We start from the raw sequence: 15,455 nt of genomic DNA, 5'->3' as shown, positions 1-15,455 counted from the left end.
CGGTCAAAATCCTGTCAGTTGCCGGAATTTCGTGGCGGGGGTCGACCCGCGGTCGGCGTGGACCGGGCAGTAGTGCTTCGGGTCGTCGCGGTCTTCGGTTGCGGGCCAGAGCAATTCGGGTGCTTCCGGTGGCGCCATTGTCGCGGGGCGGCGGCCGCGTTCGCGGCGGCGACCGGCTCGGATGCGGGGGAAGAAGTAGCGAATCCCGTCCGGTGTCACCCGGTTCATCGCCGTGAAGAGCTCACACCAGCGGTCGAACAGGAACTGATCCCTGCGAGTCCAGGTGAAGCCCATCGTGCGCCGGATCGACGGATCGCACAGGCCGATGGTGACGAACTGATAGAACTTCGCACCGTACGGTCGAAATAGTTTCTCCCACAATGGTTTCGGTAGCAGGTCGAGTATCGGGAACGGTGGCACCGGAGCGTTTTCGGCCAGCCGGTACACCTCCCAGGCGGCATAGGTCGACTCCAAGACGTTCTCGCACATGTCATTCCAGTAGACCTGGAACTCCGGCCAGCTCTTCGGGACGACTCGCATGCTCATCCCGTACATCTCGTACCACTGGTATTGCTCGCGCCACAGCTGTTCGCGTTGCGCGGGTGTGAGGCCGCCCATGAACAGTTCGCCCGCACGCAACGTCTGCACGAAGAACACCGCGTGCGCCCAATAGAAGGTGCCGGGGTCGAGCGCGTGATACCGCCGCCCCTGTGCGTCGGTGCCCTTGATCGTGCGGTGGTAGTTCACGATCTCGCGGGCGGTCTGCTCGGCGCGCGGGCCGTCGAAGACCACGCCGACGATCGGATACGCCGAGCGCAGCACCCGCTGATAGAACTCGTCCTTGATCTCGGAGTGGTACTCGACGCCCGCGCCGAGGCCGGGATGCATGTTCTGCACCATGCCCAGAAACAGGCCGGTGGGCGCGAAGTAGAGGGAGCCGAAGATCTGCCAGGTCAACGAGTCCGGACCGAGTGGCACGGGTGCGCGGGGGCTCTCGTGCAGCACGTCATTGTGTGCAACCATGACTTGATGCTGACACGAATAAATACTCGCGTTCAATTCGTCTTCTGATGCCACCGAGAACGCGGAAAACGCCGCAGCAGGAGCGCTCTCGCGCGATGGTGCAACGCATCGTCGACGCGGGGCAGGCGGTGCTCATCGAGCACGGTTATGACGGCGCGTCCACCAATCGGATCGCCGAGGCGGCGGGTATCAGTCCCGGCTCGCTGTACCAATACTTTCCGGGCAAGGACGCGATCGTCACCGCCGTAATCGACCGCTACAACAGCGAAGTCGCGTCACGGGTACACAGCAGCGTGCTGGCCCAACTCCATCAGCCGCCCGAAACTGCCGTTCCGGCAACGATTTCCGCGCTGCTCGAGGCATTGGGCAGTCATCCTGCGCTGCTGCGCGCCGTCATCGAGCAGACGCCGCGGCTCAGTGGCGACAACACTGTATTCGCGTTCGAGCAGCAGATCGGTGAGCTGGCGCGGGTGGCGTTGACGATGCATCGGGCCTCGCTGCCCGACGATGTGGACTTCGAGGCGGCCTCGTGGATGCTGGTTCGCGCGGTCGAGCACCTCGCCATTCGCTACGTACTCGACCAGCCCGCAGTCTCTCGCGAGCGCTTCCTCGCCGACATCACGCGGCTGGTGCTGAACTACTTTCGGCCCGCACCAGGCCCTCCACCTGCGAAAACCCCAACACACGACCGTTCACGAGCAAAACGCGAGTAGCCCCACCGCAGCCGCATGCCTTTCGCACGCGACCTCACGCCCCTGCCGGCGGCGCATGCGACCGCCGCCCAGCCACTGATGCGCACAGCCGCACCACTCTTGATGTTCAGCACCTGGAATCGCATGCGAATTCCGGTGCGGGACATCAAGAGTGGTGCAAGAGTGCGCCTAGTGGCTTGCGGAGCTGCGCGCGGGATCCGTTGTGCTGCTGGACTTTCCGAGGCGGGTCAGGGCGAGGTAACCGGCGGACACCAGTACCGTCCAGACGACGCCGACGACCACGGCGGTGCGACCGCTCTCAGTGAAGAAGAGCAACACGACCACCAGGGCGAGGAACGCCAGCGCCAGCACGGTGCTGTAGGGCGCGCCGGGGAGGCGGTAGTCGGTCGCCGGGAGCTCACCGCGCGCGACCCGCGTGCGATAGATCAGGTGACAAACCAAGATCATGCCCCAGACGAAAATGATGCCGATGGTGCTCACCGAGGTGATGTAGGCGAACGCCTTGTCCGGAGAGATGATGTTGACGATCACGCCGATCACCATCGCCGCCGCCGACGCCGAGATGCCGACGTAGGGCACGTGGCGCGAGCTCAGCTTGTTCAGCGCCGCCGGTGCTTCGCCGTGCAGCGACAGGGTGCGCAGCATGCGGCCGGTCGAGTAGATGCCGGAGTTGCACGACGACAACGCGGCGGTGAGCAGCACGAAGTTGATGATGCCCGCAGCGCCGGGGATGCCGATCTGCTGGAACACCTCGACGAACGGGCTCTTGCCCGCGTGGAAGTTGCGCCAGCTGGACACCGACATGATCACCAAGAGCGCGCCGACATAGAACAGGCCGATCCGGAACGGCAGCGTGTTGATCGCCTTGCGCAGCGTCTTGCGCGGCTCGCGAGCCTCACCGGCGGTGACGCCGACCAGCTCGACACCCACGTAGGCGAACAACACGATCTGCAGCACCAGCAGCGACTGGCCGAAGCCGTTCGGGAACACGCCGCCGTCGGCCCACAGGTTGGTCACCGTCGGGTTGGCGGCGTGGCCGAAGACGATGGTCAGCACGCCGATGCCGAGCAGGATCATGCCGATGATCGCGGTGACCTTGATGGTGGAGAACCAGAACTCGCCCTCACCGAACAGGCGCACCGAGATCAGGTTCGCGGCGAACATCACCGCGAGCACCACCAGGGCAGTGATCCACGGTTGGATGTCGAACCAGTACTGCACGTACTTGCCCGCCACGGTGATCTCGGCCATGCAGGTGGCCACCCACACCGCCCAGTACGACCAGCCGGTCACGAAACCCGCGTAACGGCCGAGGAATTCGTGCGCGTACTCGGCGAAGCTGCCGGAGACCGGACGGTAGGTGAGCAGCTCCCCCAACGCTCGCATGATCACGAAGATCGCCACGCCCGCCGCCAGGTAGGCCAGGATCAGGGCGGGGCCGGCCTGCTCGATCGCGCCGCCCGCGCCGTAGAACAGGCCGGTGCCGATCGCGCCGCCGATGGCGATCATCTGGATGGTTCGCGGGCTCAGGCCGCGCGAATAGCCCTCCGAGTCGCCGGTCGAATCCTGCGTTCCAGCGTCCGATAGATGACTGTCGGCGGCTGTCATAGTGCGGTCCTTCTCTCTTGCGGCAACGACGCGACTCCCGGGATCGTCGGTCGGTGACCCCGGACACATGACATGGGATCATCGCATGTTCCGGAATCGATCAGCACGTCACGCTACCGGTCGGTCGCACTGCACAAGACCAGGCGGACCGGAGATCGCAGGTCAGCGGGCTGACAGTGGCGTGGGTATCGCCGACAATTCATCTGGAGAGATGGGTTGGGTCGTGGCGGCGTAACCGTCGGGGCGCGCCCGCGTGTACTGCGATGGGCTTGATCCTCCGCAGCTATATCGGGCGGATCGCCCGGTGGCGAGGCTGTGCGGATCGCGTTGCCGTTGCAGAAAGACCTCAGGGTTACTTCAGGTGGAAGCCGTGGTTCTCCAGTGAGGTGCGCAGGCGATGGCGGCCGTTGAGGCTGGCCGCCGAGGCGAGGCGGGCCAGCACACGTTCGGTCCACGAATGCGAGAGTTGTTGCTCGGCATAGAATTCGGCGATGCGGGTCTCGTAGTCGGTGACGTGTTCGCGCTGTGCCGCCAGGTCGTAGGACTCGTGGTGCAGGACCGCGCCCTGCGGCAGGCGGGGCTTGACCCTGGCATCCTCGGTCGGATCGGGGTGGCCGACGAGTAGGCCGAAGACCGCGAATACCTGCGGGGGCAGATTCAATTCCGCCGCAACGTCTTCCGGGTGGTTACGCAGTGCGCCGAGGTAGACGGTGCCGAGTCCGAGGGATTCCGCGGCGACCACCGCGTTCTGCGCGGCGAGGGCGGCATCGATGAATCCGACGTAGCTGGATTCGAGATAGTCGGCACCTTCGAGCGGGGCTTCCTGATCGTCCGCGAGCTGGCGTAGTCGCGCGAAATCCGCTGTCCAGACCAGCAATACGGGCGCCTGCAGGATGTGGGCCTGATTGCCCGCCAGTGCGGCGAGCCGCGCCTTGCGTTCGGGGTCACGCACCGCGATGACGCTCCACACCTGGAGATTCGAGGAGGTCGGTGCGGACTGGGCGGCCGAAATCAGCAGGCGCAGCGTGTCATCCGATACCGGGTCGGCGAGATAGCGGCGGACCGAGCGATGCTCGTGCAGCACCTGCAATACCGGGTTCCACTGGGTGGGTTCGGTAGGCTCGGGGTCGCGGTAACGCTGCTGCACCAGGTGGGTCGGCGTCGGCACGGTCTGGGTCATGTCCGCCATCTTGGAGTGTCGCGGCGCGTTCGTCAGCGGTTGCTCGCATCGTGAGCCGAAGGGCGTCGATATTTCCTTCGAGATCAACTCGGAGTAGGGTCGGTAAGGTAACCCTAATTAGCAGTGGGAGGAACACCTATGGCCCGACCCCGCACCACCCTGACCGTGCAGCACACCGAGTGGCTGAGCCCGCACCTGATCCGGGTCCACCTCGGCGGCCCCGGCTTCGCCGCGTTCCAGGCCAGCGAGTTCACCGATTCCTACGTCAAGTTCATCTTCGAGCGTGACGGCATCGACGTGCTGCGCACCTACACCGTCCGCTCGGTCGACCAGGACGCAGGCCAGCTCGCGGCCGATTTCGTGTACCACGGCGCCGAGGGCATCGCGGGACCATGGGCGGCGGACGCCAAGCCCGGCGACACCATCGACCTGTTCGGCCCCGGCGGCGCCTACGCGCCCCGCGCCGACGCAGACTGGCACCTGCTGGCCGGTGACGAGGCCGCGCTGCCCGCCATCGCCGCCGCACTCGAGGCGATGGACCCGGCGGCCGTCGGCTACGCGTTCGTCGAGGTCGCCGGCCCCGACGACGAACTGCCCCTGCGGAAGCCCGAAGGCATCGAGCTCACCTGGCTGCACCGCGGCACCCAGGCGCCCGGCGAAGCGCTCGCGGAAAGTGTGCGCAACGCTCCCTGGAAAGACGGCCAGGTCCAGGTCTTCATCCACGGCGAGGCGCAGGCCGTCATGCACGACATGCGCCGCTACGTCCGCCGGGAACGCGGCGTGTCCGCCGAATGGGCGAACTCGATCTCCGGCTACTGGCGTCGCGGACGCACCGAAGAGGGCTTCCGCGAGTGGAAGGCCGAACTCAAGGAAAAAGAAACCGCGCCGGCAAGCAGCTGAGCGTAAGCGTCCACTGCCGCGCACGACTTCGCTTGCCGCGCACGACTTCGCTTGCCGCCCACGAAATCGCTTGCCGCCCACGAAATCGCTAGCGAATTCGTGCGCAGGCAGACAATTTGCGCGCAGCAGCGGAGTCGACGCGCAGCACAGGCGAGGGTCAGCGCAAACACGACAGCTCAGCAGTCGCCGACAACGCGACCAACCGCACCGCCGCGCCGCGCACGAGGTGGCTTGCCGCGCATGAAACTGCCGGCGAATTCGCGCGCAGGCAGGCAATTTGCGCGCAGCAGCGGAGTCGACGTGCAGCACAGGCGGGGGTCAGCGCAAACACGACAGCTCAGCAGTGGCCGACAACGCGACCAACCGCACCGCCGCGCCGCGCACGAGATGGCTTGCCGCGCATGAAACTGCCGGCGAATTCGCGCGCAGGCAGACAATTTGCGCGCAGCAGTGAGGTCGACGCGCAGCACAGGCGGGGTTCAGGGCGAGCGCGACAGGCCAGCAGTGGCCGACAACGTGACCAACCGCGGCGCCGCGCACGACTTCGCTTGCCGCGCACGACTTCGCTTGCCGCGCACGACTTCGCTTGCCGCGCACGAAATCGCTAGCGAATTTGTGCGCGGGCGGACAAATCGCGCGCGACAGTGGGGCGGCGCGGTTCAGGGTAAGCGTGGTGGTGGTGATTTGCTGAGCACCTCATCGATCGCTGACCGGGTCGCCGCGATGTACTTCGGCGGGTTGGTGAGGAACACGTCGTGTGCCGCGTCGAGTTCGATCACCGTTGCATCGAGCAGGGCAGCCAATTCACGCTGGTCTTTGGGTGGCACCGCGCCGTCGCGCGTAGTCACGACAACTGCCGTCGGCAATCCGCCGAGTTCCGCCGCGAACGGCCGGAAGTCGAAGACATACTCGGCCAGAATCACGTCGACGATCACCCGTGGATGGCACTGCCCCAGTTCCGCCCGCAACCACGGCCACAGCCGCGCGACCGCATCGGACTTGACCCGCGCCTTCCAGAAATAGGACAGCGGCACCGACCGTCCGATCCCGCCGCTGCGATGCGCGAACGGCCGGAGCCCCCGGAAGAACACTCGACCTATCTTGTCCTCGGCACTATCGAAGGCCATCGCAGTGGCTTCGAAAACCAACCCGCGCACTCGATCCCGATGCCGCCGGGCGAATTCCAACCCCACCGGCCCACCCAGCGAATACCCGCACACCACCACCTGATCGATCCCGAGCGCATCCAACACCGCAGCCGCATCATCAGCACACTGCGCAATATCGAACCGCTCCCCCGCCCCCAACGGCAGCCCTCGCCCATGCCCCCGCATGTCCATCGCAACCAGCCCATAGCTGTCGGCTATGGGCTGCAGCAAATGACAGAAGTTCACATCCGCCGTCAACGCCCAACCATGCAGCAGCAGAACGGGATTCGCACCGGCTGCAAACCGGACATCGACACTCGACCCGTCGGCCAGTTCAACAGCACGCCGCGGCGGCAACACGACCGGAGCGGCGACCGTATCACCGCTTCGGCGCTCAATACCTCGTGGCAGGCCCGTCACCTACTAGACGGTATCCGATCAATCCCGCCACCCGCTCGTGACCAGGACGTCGTCCCAGCTCGGTTCGGGCAGGCCGGGGTGGCGTTGCCGGATGATTTCCCTGGCCAGGCTGGCCGGCGGCGCCTGTAGCGGGTTCGCGAGTCCCTGGGCCTCGATGGCATCGATGAGCGCCCGGCTGCCGCCGAGCCGCGGATAGATTGCATGCACCTGGTCGGCGTAGCCGGGTGGAAGATCCACAGGGCCGCCCATTACATCGATGCCGATGCCCTCGACCGCGAGCCAGGTCTCGGGTGGACGGCGACGGCGGTAGATCGGCGAATCGGTGAAGCCGGTGGTATGCGCGGCGATCGCATCCCAGATGGTATCCACCCTGGCATCGGTGACACCGTTGTCCTCGATGAACCGAGCGGCGGCGTCGGCGCCGTCGATCTCGAATCGCCTTTCGCCGCTGGCATTTTCGGCGAGACCGAGGTCGTGCAGCGCGCAGATGAGGTACATCACCTCTTCGTCGTAGTCGGCACCGGGCCGCAGGCCGTGCCGGTCGGCGATCGCACGGCCGAACAGGAATCCGCGCACGCTGTGATTGCGTAACGCGGGCGTCAAGACACGGTCGATCAACGCACTCGCGTTGTCCGCCAGGCTTGTCGAGGGCAATGCGAGCGATTCCTGCGACATGACTGAACTCCTAGCTGAATCGGGATGGTGTCGAACGGGTGAGGTCACCGCGCCGAGGTGCGGAATCGTCCTCGGTAATCGCTCGGTGTCGTGCCGACCATCTCGACGAAGGTGCGGCGCATCGTTTCTTCGGAACCGAAACCGCTCTGTCGAGCAATCGCGGTCACTAGTTCATCGCTGGTCTCCAGCAAGTCCTGCGCGGCCGCTACCCGCAGCTGCTTGACGTATTGCGCGGGCGTCATCCCCGTTTCCTGCCGAAACAACCGGCTGAGGTGCCGCTCACTGAGCGCGGCGCGACTCGCCATCGTGGCCAGGCTGTGCTCCGCCGACAGGTCCGCCGCGACCGCGGCGACGACCTTGCGCAGGCCATCGCTACGTGGCTTCCCGATGTCGGCGCGCACACTGAACTGCCCTTGCCCGCCGGGCCGTCGCAGGAATACCACGAGGCGTTTGGCCAGCGAACGCGCCAGCTCCACGCCGTGGTCCTCCTCCACCAGCGCAAGCGCCAGATCAATGCCCGCGGTCACCCCCGCGGAGGTGAGCACCGATCCGTCTCGGACATAGATGGCATCCGGATCAACCCGTACCTGCGGAAACTGTCGCGCAAGTTGATCGCAGACCATCCAGTGGGTCGTCGCCCGCCGCCCGTCCAGCAAGCCGGCTTCGGCCAGTACCAAGGCACCCGTGCAGACCGAGGCCACCCGCCGCGCAGCCGCGCCGGCCGCTCGCACCGAGCGGACAAGGTCGTCCGGAATCCGCTGTTCGGGTGGGTAACCAGGAACGAGCAGCGTATCGATGGAGCCCGTCAGATCATCGACGGCACCCGAAACCCCCAGCGGTACACCGACATCGGTACACACATCCGTCCCGTCCGGCGACACGAACAGCACCCGATGCCCGGCCCAATGCAACACCTGAACCGGCCCGGCAACGTCGAGCAGTATCACCCCCTCGGATACCACGACCACAACGTCGGCTCTCGACTTCATGCCCTCAGTCTCGAACACGCCGCAAATGTCCACAAGGACACGCAACCCACAGATCAGGCCATCGAATCGGATACCGGCATGAGCGGATCACGCTTATGGGCCGATAGCGGTGCGGGCCGGCATCGTACTTCGCCCCCGCTGTGGCGCTTCATAACGCGGTGCGGAGCGCCGGCATGGCGATGCGCCGCCCAGGAATCCTGGGCGGCGAGCCGGAATCGGCGGCGTATCGAGCTCCGGGCGCTACTGCTCGGGTGGCGACGAATAGATCACGTCACCCGGTTCGACCTGGGTCGATACCTCGGCGGAGAAGACGAGTGAGAACTTGTCCGGTCCCGGTCGATGAAAGTCGAGCCCTTCCATGACGCCCCGATGGACCGATCCGTCCTTCTTGTGCAACTCGACCTCCTGCCCGACCGTGAAGTCTCCGACCGCTCGGCCGACCACGAACGGAGTCGCCCGGAAACTCACTGGGAAAACAGCTTCGACATAGAATTCACTCGCTGCGGGCATGTGGTTCACACTAACCGCCCGTTTCATCGGGCACGCCGATGCGCCGCCCAGGATTTCCTGGACGGCGCATCAGGTGTTCGGCGCGCTACTGCTTGGGTGCGCGCAGGGCCTCCTCTACGAATTTGGTGGTGTAGGTCTTGGACAGGTCGATGCGGTCTTTCACGGGGGCCACGTTGCGGGAGTATTGGCCGAGGATGTTCAGGACGTTTTGGGCGCCTTCGGCTTTCATCAGACCGTCGCCGTTGAACATGCCGATCGAGTCGCGGATGGATTGGATGTAGAGGTCCTTACCCGCGCTCGCGTACTGCGAGGGCATCTTGGCGGCGATCTCCTCCGGCGTGTGCGTTTTGATCCACTTCAGCGTTTGCACGAACGCCGCCGCGAGCTTTTGCACGATGTCGGGGTGGGCGTCGATGGTCGCGCAGTTCATGTACAGCGAGGTGGCGGGGTAGAGGCCGCCGAGGGCGGCGCGGGTGCCCGCTTCGGTGCGCATGTCGACCAGGATTTCGGCCTCACCGGAGTTGACCATCTGGGCGACGGTGGGGTCGGTGGTCATGCCCGCGTCGATGCCGTTGTGGTTCATGCCCGCGATGAACGTCTGTCCGGCACCGACTTTCACCCGGGTGTAGTCCTTGGTGGTCATGCCCTGCTGGCCGGTGAGGGCCTGGGTGAGGAAGTCGGTCGAGGAGCCGAGCGAGGTGACGCCCAGGTTCTTGCCGCGCAGGTCGGCGGTCGATTTGATGGTTCCCGCGTCCTGTTTGGAGACCAGTTCCACCTCGCCGGGCACGTCGGAGAACTGCACCACCGATTGGATGCACTGCTCCTTGGCCTGCAGGTCGATGGTGTGGTCGTAGAACCCGACCACGCCCTGCACGTCGCCGGTGAGCAACGCGGTTTCCGCGTTGGCGCCGGACTGCTCGCCGAGCAGCTGCACGTCGATGTCGTTGCTGTCGAAGTAGCCGAGCTGTTTGGTGAGCATCGCGGGCAGGTAGATCACCTTCTCCAGCCCACCGACCATGATGGTGATCTGCGGGCGCCCGTTCGCCATCGGAATGTGCCGAGAATCCCGGCATCCGGTGGCCAGCAGCAGCGCCGCGATGGCTATGACGACGACCGTCACCTGTTTGCGGTATCTCATGCTCAGATCCCGTGGCCCGAAGTCGCCTGCGACGGACGCCATTTCAGCAACTTGCCCTCGGCGAAGCCGATCGCCCACTCCGCGAGCAGCGCGATCACGGTGATGATGATCATGCCCGCGTAGATGCCTGCCGAATCGAAGGTGCCCTGGGCGTTGCTGATCAGCAGGCCCAAACCTTTACTGGCACCGGCGTATTCACCGACCACCGCGCCGATCAGGGCGAAGCCGAAGGCGGTGTGCAGGCTGGACAGGATCCAGGTGGTCGCGCTGGGCAGCACGATCGCGGTGAGCACCTGCCGTTTGCCCGCGCCGAGGATGCGCGCGTTGTTGATGACGTTGCCGTCGACCTCGCGTGCGCCGGTGAAGGCGTTGAAGAACACCGCGAAGAACACCAGCACGACCACCGTGGCGACCTTCGAGCTGAGCCCGAGACCGAACCAGATGATGAACAGCGCCGCGAGCACGATGCGCGGAACCGCGTTGAGCGCCTTGATGAATGGCGCGAGCACGTCGGCCCAGTACCGGCTGCGACCGAGCAGCGTGCCGAGCACGACACCGGCGACCGCGCCGATCAGGAAGCCGAGCACGGCCTCCTCGACGGTGGTGAAGATCTGCAACCAGATCGAGCCGAACTGTGTTCCCTCGGTGAACCATTCGACCAACCGGTCCCAGATCAGCGTGGGCTTGGAGTAGAAGAACGGATCAATCCACAGCGAGGCGGTGAGCTCCCACGAGCCGAGCCACAGTGCAACCAAGGCCAATCGGAGGCCCCAGGTGCGGATGCGCGCCCGCCGGGCACTGGTGCGCACCCGGGTGAGAATCTGCTCCTCGGTCTCGTTCTCCGGCACCGACGCTGCGGCAGAACCCTTTTCGAGGACACTATGCGACACGGGAGGCTCCCTTGGCTCGAGCCGCTTCGACCTCGTCGCGCAGCGTTTCCCAGATCTCTTTGTAGATATCGCGGAATTCGGTGGTGAGCCGGATCTCCTCGACGTCGCGTGGCCGGTCGAGCGCGACGGTGAAGTTGCCGCACACCGTTGCCGGGCTCGCCGTCATCACGACGACCCGGTCGGCGAGCACGATCGCCTCTTCCAGATCGTGGGTGACGAAGATGACCGCGGCACCGGTGCCCGCCCACACGCGCAGCAGTTCGTCCTGCATGAGCTGGCGGGTCTGCACGTCGAGCGCGCTGAACGGCTCGTCCATCAGCAGGATTTCCGGATCGTTGACCAGCGTCTGCGCCAGTGCGACGCGTTTGCGCATGCCGCCGGACAGCTGATGCGGGTAATAGGTCTCGAACCCGGCCAGGCCGACCTTGTGCACCCAGACCGCAGCCTTTTCGCGCGCTTCGGCTTTCGACGCGCCGCGCAGGCGCGGGCCGAGGGCGACGTTGTCCAGCACGGACTTCCACGGCAGCACGGCGTCCTGCTGGAACATGTAGCCGATGCCGTCCGGGATGCCGTCGACGTCCTTGCCACGCACCAGTGTCCGACCGGCCGAGGCGGGTTCCAGGCCGGACACGAGGGACAGGGTGGTCGACTTGCCGCAGCCGGTCGGGCCGACCACGGAAACGAATTCGCCGGGGCGGACCTCCAGGTCGAGGTTCTTGACGGCGGTGTGGATGCCGCCCCCGGTGCCGGGGAAACGCTTCGTTGCGCTCCGCAGCTCGATGAGTGGGTGGTTCATGGTGCTTGCTCCTGCGAGATCGAGGTAGAGCGAACGTACGTGGCCCCGGTCACACCGCGGAGCTTGTGCGCACAAGCCGTGCAAATGTCCGATTCGCTAGTTCTGCGCATTCTGCTCACGCCCGGGCAGTGGTCTATGCTGCGGCAATGGCGAATGAGGGCGCGCCTGCCGTGCGATTGAGGACTCAAGTTCTGCTGCTGCAGATCGTGGTGGTCACCCTGACCCTCGGCGTCGCCTTCGCCGTATTCGGCTATCTCAGTGACCAACGACTGCGCGACGGCTACGGCCAGCGCGCCCTCGCGATCGCGCGCACGGTCGCGGCCGATCCGGTGGTGCGGGACGAGGTGACCAGGTACGCGCCGGGCGCGATCGGCACCGACCCGCAGCTGCGCGAACGGCTGGCCGCCGGGCCGCTGGAGCGGATCGCCGTGGACACGACGCAGCGCACCGACGCGTTGTTCGTGGTGATCACCGACGATTCCGGGATCCGGCTGGCGCATCCGGATGCGGCGCGGATTACCGAGCATGTCAGCACCGATCCGTCGGGCGCGCTGGCCGGGCGCGAGGTGATCGCCGAGGAGCGCGGCACGCTGGGCGACTCGGTGCGGGCGAAAGTTCCTGTGCTCGAACCTGGTTCGGATCGGATCGTGGGTGCGGTGAGCGTCGGCATCTCCACCGATGCGGTGCGGGACCAGTTGCTCGACGACTTGGGCACGGCGGGTCTGCTGGTCGGTGCCGCGCTGTTGGTCGGGATCGCGGGATCAATGCTGCTGGCCCGGCGTTGGCGCGGGCTGACGTTGGGGCTGGAGCCCGCCGAACTTGCCGAGTTGGTGCGCGGTCAGGCCGCGGTGTTGCACGGCATCGGCCGGGGCGTGCTGGCCGTCGACTCTTCTTGGCGCACAACGTTTGTCAATGACGAGGCGCGCAGGCTGCTCGGGATCGGCGCGGATATCGGGCGGCCGGTGGACGAGATCGGGTTGACGCCACGGGTATTGGAGGTGTTCCGCGGGCTCGATGAGCAACCTGCGTCGGCGACAGTGGGTTCGCACATCGTTGTCGTGGCGGCGCGGCCGGTGCATCGGGACCGTCGCGATCTGGGCGCGGTACTGACCGTGCGCGACCGCACCGACGTGGAGGCGCTGACCCGTCAGCTCGACGCCGTGCAGTCGATGAGCACGGTGTTGCGCGCGCAGCGGCACGAATTCTCCAACAAGATGCACCTGATCAGCGGGCTGTTGCACGGAGGACGCACCGAGGAGGCGTCGCGCTCGATCGACGAGATGATCGGCGCGGGGCCGCTGGGGGCCGCCGCGCCCGGTATCGACGCCATCCACGATGCCTACCTGCAGGCGTTCCTCGCCGCGAAGGCGGCGCACGCGCGCGAGAGCGGCGTAGAACTGGTCCTCGGCCCGAACACCTGGGTGGACGGCAGCCTCGTCGATCCGGTGGACGTGACGACCGTGCTCGGCAATCTGCTCGACAATGCGATCGAAGCGGTGCGCGCCTCGGACAATCCCGTCAAACAGGTGGAAGTCGAACTGGTGCAGGAAGATTCGACGCTGCACATCGTGGTGGCCGACAGCGGCGACGGCGTCGCGCCGGAGCTGATCGATGTGCTGTTCACCGAAGGCACCTCCACCCGCGACAGCGGCGATGTGCCCGGCGGCCGCGGCGTCGGCCTCGCCCTGATCCGCCAGATCGCCCGCAATCACGGCGGCGATGTCCGACTGGCCAGTCCGCGCGGTGGCACTCCCCCGCTGACCGGCGCCGAATTCAATGCCCGCATTCCCGAAGTGCTCGTAGACAGCAAGGTGTCATGGCTCCATCAGACTTAACCGTTCTCGTCGTCGACGACGACTTCCGTGTCGCAAACCTGCATGCCGGAATAGTCGACTCCATCGCGGGTTTCACCGTCGCAGGCACCGCCAACACCTTGGCCACCGCCCGCGACATCCTGGCCGCCGGACCGGTCGACCTGGCCCTCGTCGACGTCTACCTCCCCGACGGCTCCGGCATCGACTTCGTCCGCGAGTTACGCTGCGACGCCATGGTTCTCACGGCCTCCACCGACAGCGGCGCCGTCCGTGCCGCCCTGTCCGCCGGCGCCCTCGCCTTCCTCGTCAAACCGTTCCCACACACCGAACTCGCCGCCCGCCTGGCCGCCTACGCCCGCTACCGCCGCATCCTCACCGCCCCGCAGGTCGACAACGCCCGAGTAGACGCCGCGCTGCAAGCCCTCCGCCCGGCCGGCACCGCCGCCAACACCCCCACCACCGTCACCTCCCCCACCAAAGACCTTGTCCTGCAATCAATCCTGGAAGCAGGCACCCCACTGTCCGCGGGTGAAGTAGCCACCGCGATCGGCATCTCCCGCGCCACCGCCCAGCGCTACCTGGCCACCCTCGTTGGCACCGGCACTCTCCGCATGAGCCTGCGTTACGGCAGTACCGGTCGGCCGGAACAGGAGTACTCGGCAGCGACCCGCGAGGCAAGAACGGATCATTGAGATCCGATCAGTCCTGACCGATGTACGGGATACGTTGGGCGGCAATCGATTGCAGGCGGTCTCTGAGTTCCGCACTGTCCGGGCCGAAGATCTCAGCGTCGGTGTCGACAACGATCTGTATGCCCCGGCGCGCCACGTCCCTGCCTGCCGTCGTCGCTTCGATGCGGAGGATGCGGGCATCGGTCGCATCCGGACGGCGAGTGAGGAAGCCCCTGTCCTCCAGCGCGCGGATGACTCTGGAACCCATCATGCGGTCGGCACCGGCCATGTCGACGACCTGCTGCTGAGTGGGCAGGTCACCATGACGGGCGAGCCAGCCCGCCGAGGCGAGCAGGTTGAATTGGGTCAGGGTCAGCCCCAGCGGGCGCAGGTTTCGCTCGACGGTGGCGCGCCACTCCAAGGCGGCGTGGTGCAGCCAGAAGCCGGGGCTCTGCAGCGGGCCTTTCGGCTCAGCCATGGGCGACATCCGCCGCGAGCCTGCGCTGCGCCTCGCGTTCGAGGGCGGCGAAGCTCAGGTGCATGTCGGAACGAATGGCCTTCTCCCAGATGAGCCGGAAGATCGGACGGAACGGGCCGTGCACCTCCATTCGTTTGACCACGCGCACGGCGCCATCGGCGAGCGGTGTGTAGGTGTAGTGGCCGCGGATCTTGCCGAATGGGATGCGCGCTTCGCTGGTCCACGACCTGCCCTCGTCGACCGCGATGATCGTAAACGGTCCCGCCGGTGCGCCTTTGGGCTTCACCCAACCCTTGATGCCCGGCGCGAACGGTCCGTCGATGCGGGACTTCTCTTCGTGAGGGTCCCAGTCGGCCCAGTGCGCGACGTCGGTGGCGGTCTGCCAGATCGACGCTATCGCTCCGTTGATGACGGCTTCTTCGGATATGACGTACATGGCGCTCCCTGTTGTTGTTGCGACAACAGTATCCGTTGTCGCAACAACAAGTCAACAGCGCTGACT

Annotated in this window: 16 protein-coding genes; 4 read left to right on the top strand and 12 right to left on the bottom strand. The window is 66.1% G+C overall.

Annotated features, from left to right (window positions below):
* Positions 1-3 precede the first annotated feature (3 nt).
* Positions 4-1,023: an oxygenase MpaB family protein gene (locus tag ABZ942_RS20750; RefSeq protein ID WP_357384269.1), complete on the bottom strand. Its 1,020-nt coding sequence runs from the start codon at positions 1,021-1,023 to the stop codon at positions 4-6.
* A gap of 95 nt (positions 1,024-1,118) precedes the next feature.
* On the opposite strand from ABZ942_RS20750, the gene ABZ942_RS20745 reads away from it, so the two are divergent.
* Entirely contained in the window at positions 1,119-1,736 is a 618-nt protein-coding gene (locus tag ABZ942_RS20745) for a TetR/AcrR family transcriptional regulator (protein WP_357384267.1), read from the top strand.
* A gap of 168 nt (positions 1,737-1,904) precedes the next feature.
* Here the strand turns inward: ABZ942_RS20745 and ABZ942_RS20740 are convergent, their stop codons facing one another.
* Both ABZ942_RS20740 and ABZ942_RS20735 read right to left on the bottom strand, forming a co-directional pair.
* A complete protein-coding gene (locus ABZ942_RS20740) occupies positions 1,905-3,344 on the bottom strand; it encodes an amino acid permease (RefSeq protein ID WP_357384265.1) in 1,440 nt (479 codons plus the stop codon).
* A 352-nt stretch (positions 3,345-3,696) separates the two neighbouring features.
* Complete coding sequence (locus ABZ942_RS20735; RefSeq protein ID WP_357384263.1) at positions 3,697-4,524, bottom strand: NADPH-dependent oxidoreductase; 828 nt, start codon at positions 4,522-4,524, stop codon at positions 3,697-3,699.
* Between the two features lie 138 nt (positions 4,525-4,662).
* On the opposite strand from ABZ942_RS20735, the gene ABZ942_RS20730 reads away from it, so the two are divergent.
* On the top strand, positions 4,663-5,424 hold the full coding sequence (locus ABZ942_RS20730) for a siderophore-interacting protein (RefSeq protein WP_357384261.1): 762 nt from the start codon (positions 4,663-4,665) through the stop codon (positions 5,422-5,424).
* 659 nt (positions 5,425-6,083) lie between these two features.
* Here ABZ942_RS20730 and ABZ942_RS20725 read toward each other — a convergent pair.
* The 7 genes from ABZ942_RS20725 to ABZ942_RS20695 form a co-directional block, all read right to left on the bottom strand.
* Positions 6,084-6,932 carry an alpha/beta fold hydrolase gene (locus ABZ942_RS20725; RefSeq protein WP_357384575.1) on the bottom strand — a complete coding sequence of 283 codons (849 nt, stop codon included), beginning with the start codon at positions 6,930-6,932 and terminating at the stop codon, positions 6,084-6,086.
* A 78-nt stretch (positions 6,933-7,010) separates the two neighbouring features.
* Positions 7,011-7,667 (bottom strand): HD domain-containing protein, encoded by a 657-nt coding sequence (locus ABZ942_RS20720; RefSeq protein WP_357384259.1) that lies wholly within the window; start codon positions 7,665-7,667, stop codon positions 7,011-7,013.
* Positions 7,668-7,711: 44 nt separating this feature from the next.
* Entirely contained in the window at positions 7,712-8,656 is a 945-nt protein-coding gene (locus ABZ942_RS20715) for a DJ-1/PfpI family protein (RefSeq protein WP_357384257.1), read from the bottom strand.
* Between the two features lie 240 nt (positions 8,657-8,896).
* Complete coding sequence (locus ABZ942_RS20710; RefSeq protein WP_357384255.1) at positions 8,897-9,166, bottom strand: hypothetical protein; 270 nt, start codon at positions 9,164-9,166, stop codon at positions 8,897-8,899.
* An 85-nt stretch (positions 9,167-9,251) separates the two neighbouring features.
* A complete protein-coding gene (locus ABZ942_RS20705) occupies positions 9,252-10,304 on the bottom strand; it encodes an ABC transporter substrate-binding protein (protein WP_357384253.1) in 1,053 nt (350 codons plus the stop codon).
* A 2-nt stretch (positions 10,305-10,306) separates the two neighbouring features.
* Positions 10,307-11,194 carry an ABC transporter permease gene (locus ABZ942_RS20700; RefSeq protein WP_357384251.1) on the bottom strand — a complete coding sequence of 296 codons (888 nt, stop codon included), beginning with the start codon at positions 11,192-11,194 and terminating at the stop codon, positions 10,307-10,309.
* Positions 11,184-11,990 (bottom strand): ABC transporter ATP-binding protein, encoded by an 807-nt coding sequence (locus tag ABZ942_RS20695; protein ID WP_357384249.1) that lies wholly within the window; start codon positions 11,988-11,990, stop codon positions 11,184-11,186. Before ABZ942_RS20695 ends, ABZ942_RS20700 begins: the two co-directional genes overlap by 11 nt.
* Positions 11,991-12,136: 146 nt before the next feature.
* Between ABZ942_RS20695 and ABZ942_RS20690 the strand changes: the two genes are divergently transcribed.
* On the top strand, positions 12,137-13,825 hold the full coding sequence (locus ABZ942_RS20690) for a sensor histidine kinase (protein ID WP_357384247.1): 1,689 nt from the start codon (positions 12,137-12,139) through the stop codon (positions 13,823-13,825).
* Positions 13,807-14,496, top strand: coding sequence for a response regulator (locus ABZ942_RS20685; protein ID WP_357384245.1), 690 nt, complete (start codon positions 13,807-13,809; stop codon positions 14,494-14,496). Before ABZ942_RS20690 ends, ABZ942_RS20685 begins: the two co-directional genes overlap by 19 nt.
* Before the next feature lie 7 nt (positions 14,497-14,503).
* Here ABZ942_RS20685 and ABZ942_RS20680 read toward each other — a convergent pair whose 3' ends face one another.
* Both ABZ942_RS20680 and ABZ942_RS20675 read right to left on the bottom strand, forming a co-directional pair.
* Positions 14,504-14,953, bottom strand: coding sequence for a MarR family transcriptional regulator (locus ABZ942_RS20680; RefSeq protein ID WP_357384243.1), 450 nt, complete (start codon positions 14,951-14,953; stop codon positions 14,504-14,506).
* Positions 14,946-15,389 carry an SRPBCC family protein gene (locus ABZ942_RS20675; protein ID WP_357384241.1) on the bottom strand — a complete coding sequence of 148 codons (444 nt, stop codon included), beginning with the start codon at positions 15,387-15,389 and terminating at the stop codon, positions 14,946-14,948. Before ABZ942_RS20675 ends, ABZ942_RS20680 begins: the two co-directional genes overlap by 8 nt.
* Positions 15,390-15,455: the final 66 nt, after the last annotated feature.

Origin of the sequence: Nocardia sp. NPDC046473 (assembly GCF_040645995.1) — a bacterium.
GTDB lineage: Bacteria > Actinomycetota > Actinomycetes > Mycobacteriales > Mycobacteriaceae > Nocardia.
The sequence above is the reverse complement of the archived record's forward strand: the minus strand, read 5'-3'. Positions and strand labels throughout refer to the sequence as shown.

Bases quoted from the DNA above. Each gene is read 5' to 3' on its own strand.
- ABZ942_RS20730 (WP_357384261.1), top strand. From the start codon at position 4,663: ATGGCCCGACCCCGCACCACCCTGACCGTGCAGCACACCGAGTGGCTG.
- ABZ942_RS20740 (WP_357384265.1), bottom strand. From the start codon at position 3,344: ATGACAGCCGCCGACAGTCATCTATCGGACGCTGGAACGCAGGATTCG.
- ABZ942_RS20710 (WP_357384255.1), bottom strand. From the start codon at position 9,166: ATGCCCGCAGCGAGTGAATTCTATGTCGAAGCTGTTTTCCCAGTGAGT.
- ABZ942_RS20685 (WP_357384245.1), top strand. From the start codon at position 13,807: ATGGCTCCATCAGACTTAACCGTTCTCGTCGTCGACGACGACTTCCGT.
- ABZ942_RS20690 (WP_357384247.1), top strand. From the start codon at position 12,137: ATGGCGAATGAGGGCGCGCCTGCCGTGCGATTGAGGACTCAAGTTCTG.
- ABZ942_RS20735 (WP_357384263.1), bottom strand. From the start codon at position 4,524: ATGACCCAGACCGTGCCGACGCCGACCCACCTGGTGCAGCAGCGTTAC.
- ABZ942_RS20680 (WP_357384243.1), bottom strand. From the start codon at position 14,953: ATGGCTGAGCCGAAAGGCCCGCTGCAGAGCCCCGGCTTCTGGCTGCAC.
- ABZ942_RS20745 (WP_357384267.1), top strand. From the start codon at position 1,119: ATGGTGCAACGCATCGTCGACGCGGGGCAGGCGGTGCTCATCGAGCAC.
- ABZ942_RS20750 (WP_357384269.1), bottom strand. From the start codon at position 1,023: ATGGTTGCACACAATGACGTGCTGCACGAGAGCCCCCGCGCACCCGTG.
- ABZ942_RS20675 (WP_357384241.1), bottom strand. From the start codon at position 15,389: ATGTACGTCATATCCGAAGAAGCCGTCATCAACGGAGCGATAGCGTCG.
- ABZ942_RS20705 (WP_357384253.1), bottom strand. From the start codon at position 10,304: ATGAGATACCGCAAACAGGTGACGGTCGTCGTCATAGCCATCGCGGCG.
- ABZ942_RS20715 (WP_357384257.1), bottom strand. From the start codon at position 8,656: ATGAAGTCGAGAGCCGACGTTGTGGTCGTGGTATCCGAGGGGGTGATA.
- ABZ942_RS20695 (WP_357384249.1), bottom strand. From the start codon at position 11,990: ATGAACCACCCACTCATCGAGCTGCGGAGCGCAACGAAGCGTTTCCCC.
- ABZ942_RS20720 (WP_357384259.1), bottom strand. From the start codon at position 7,667: ATGTCGCAGGAATCGCTCGCATTGCCCTCGACAAGCCTGGCGGACAAC.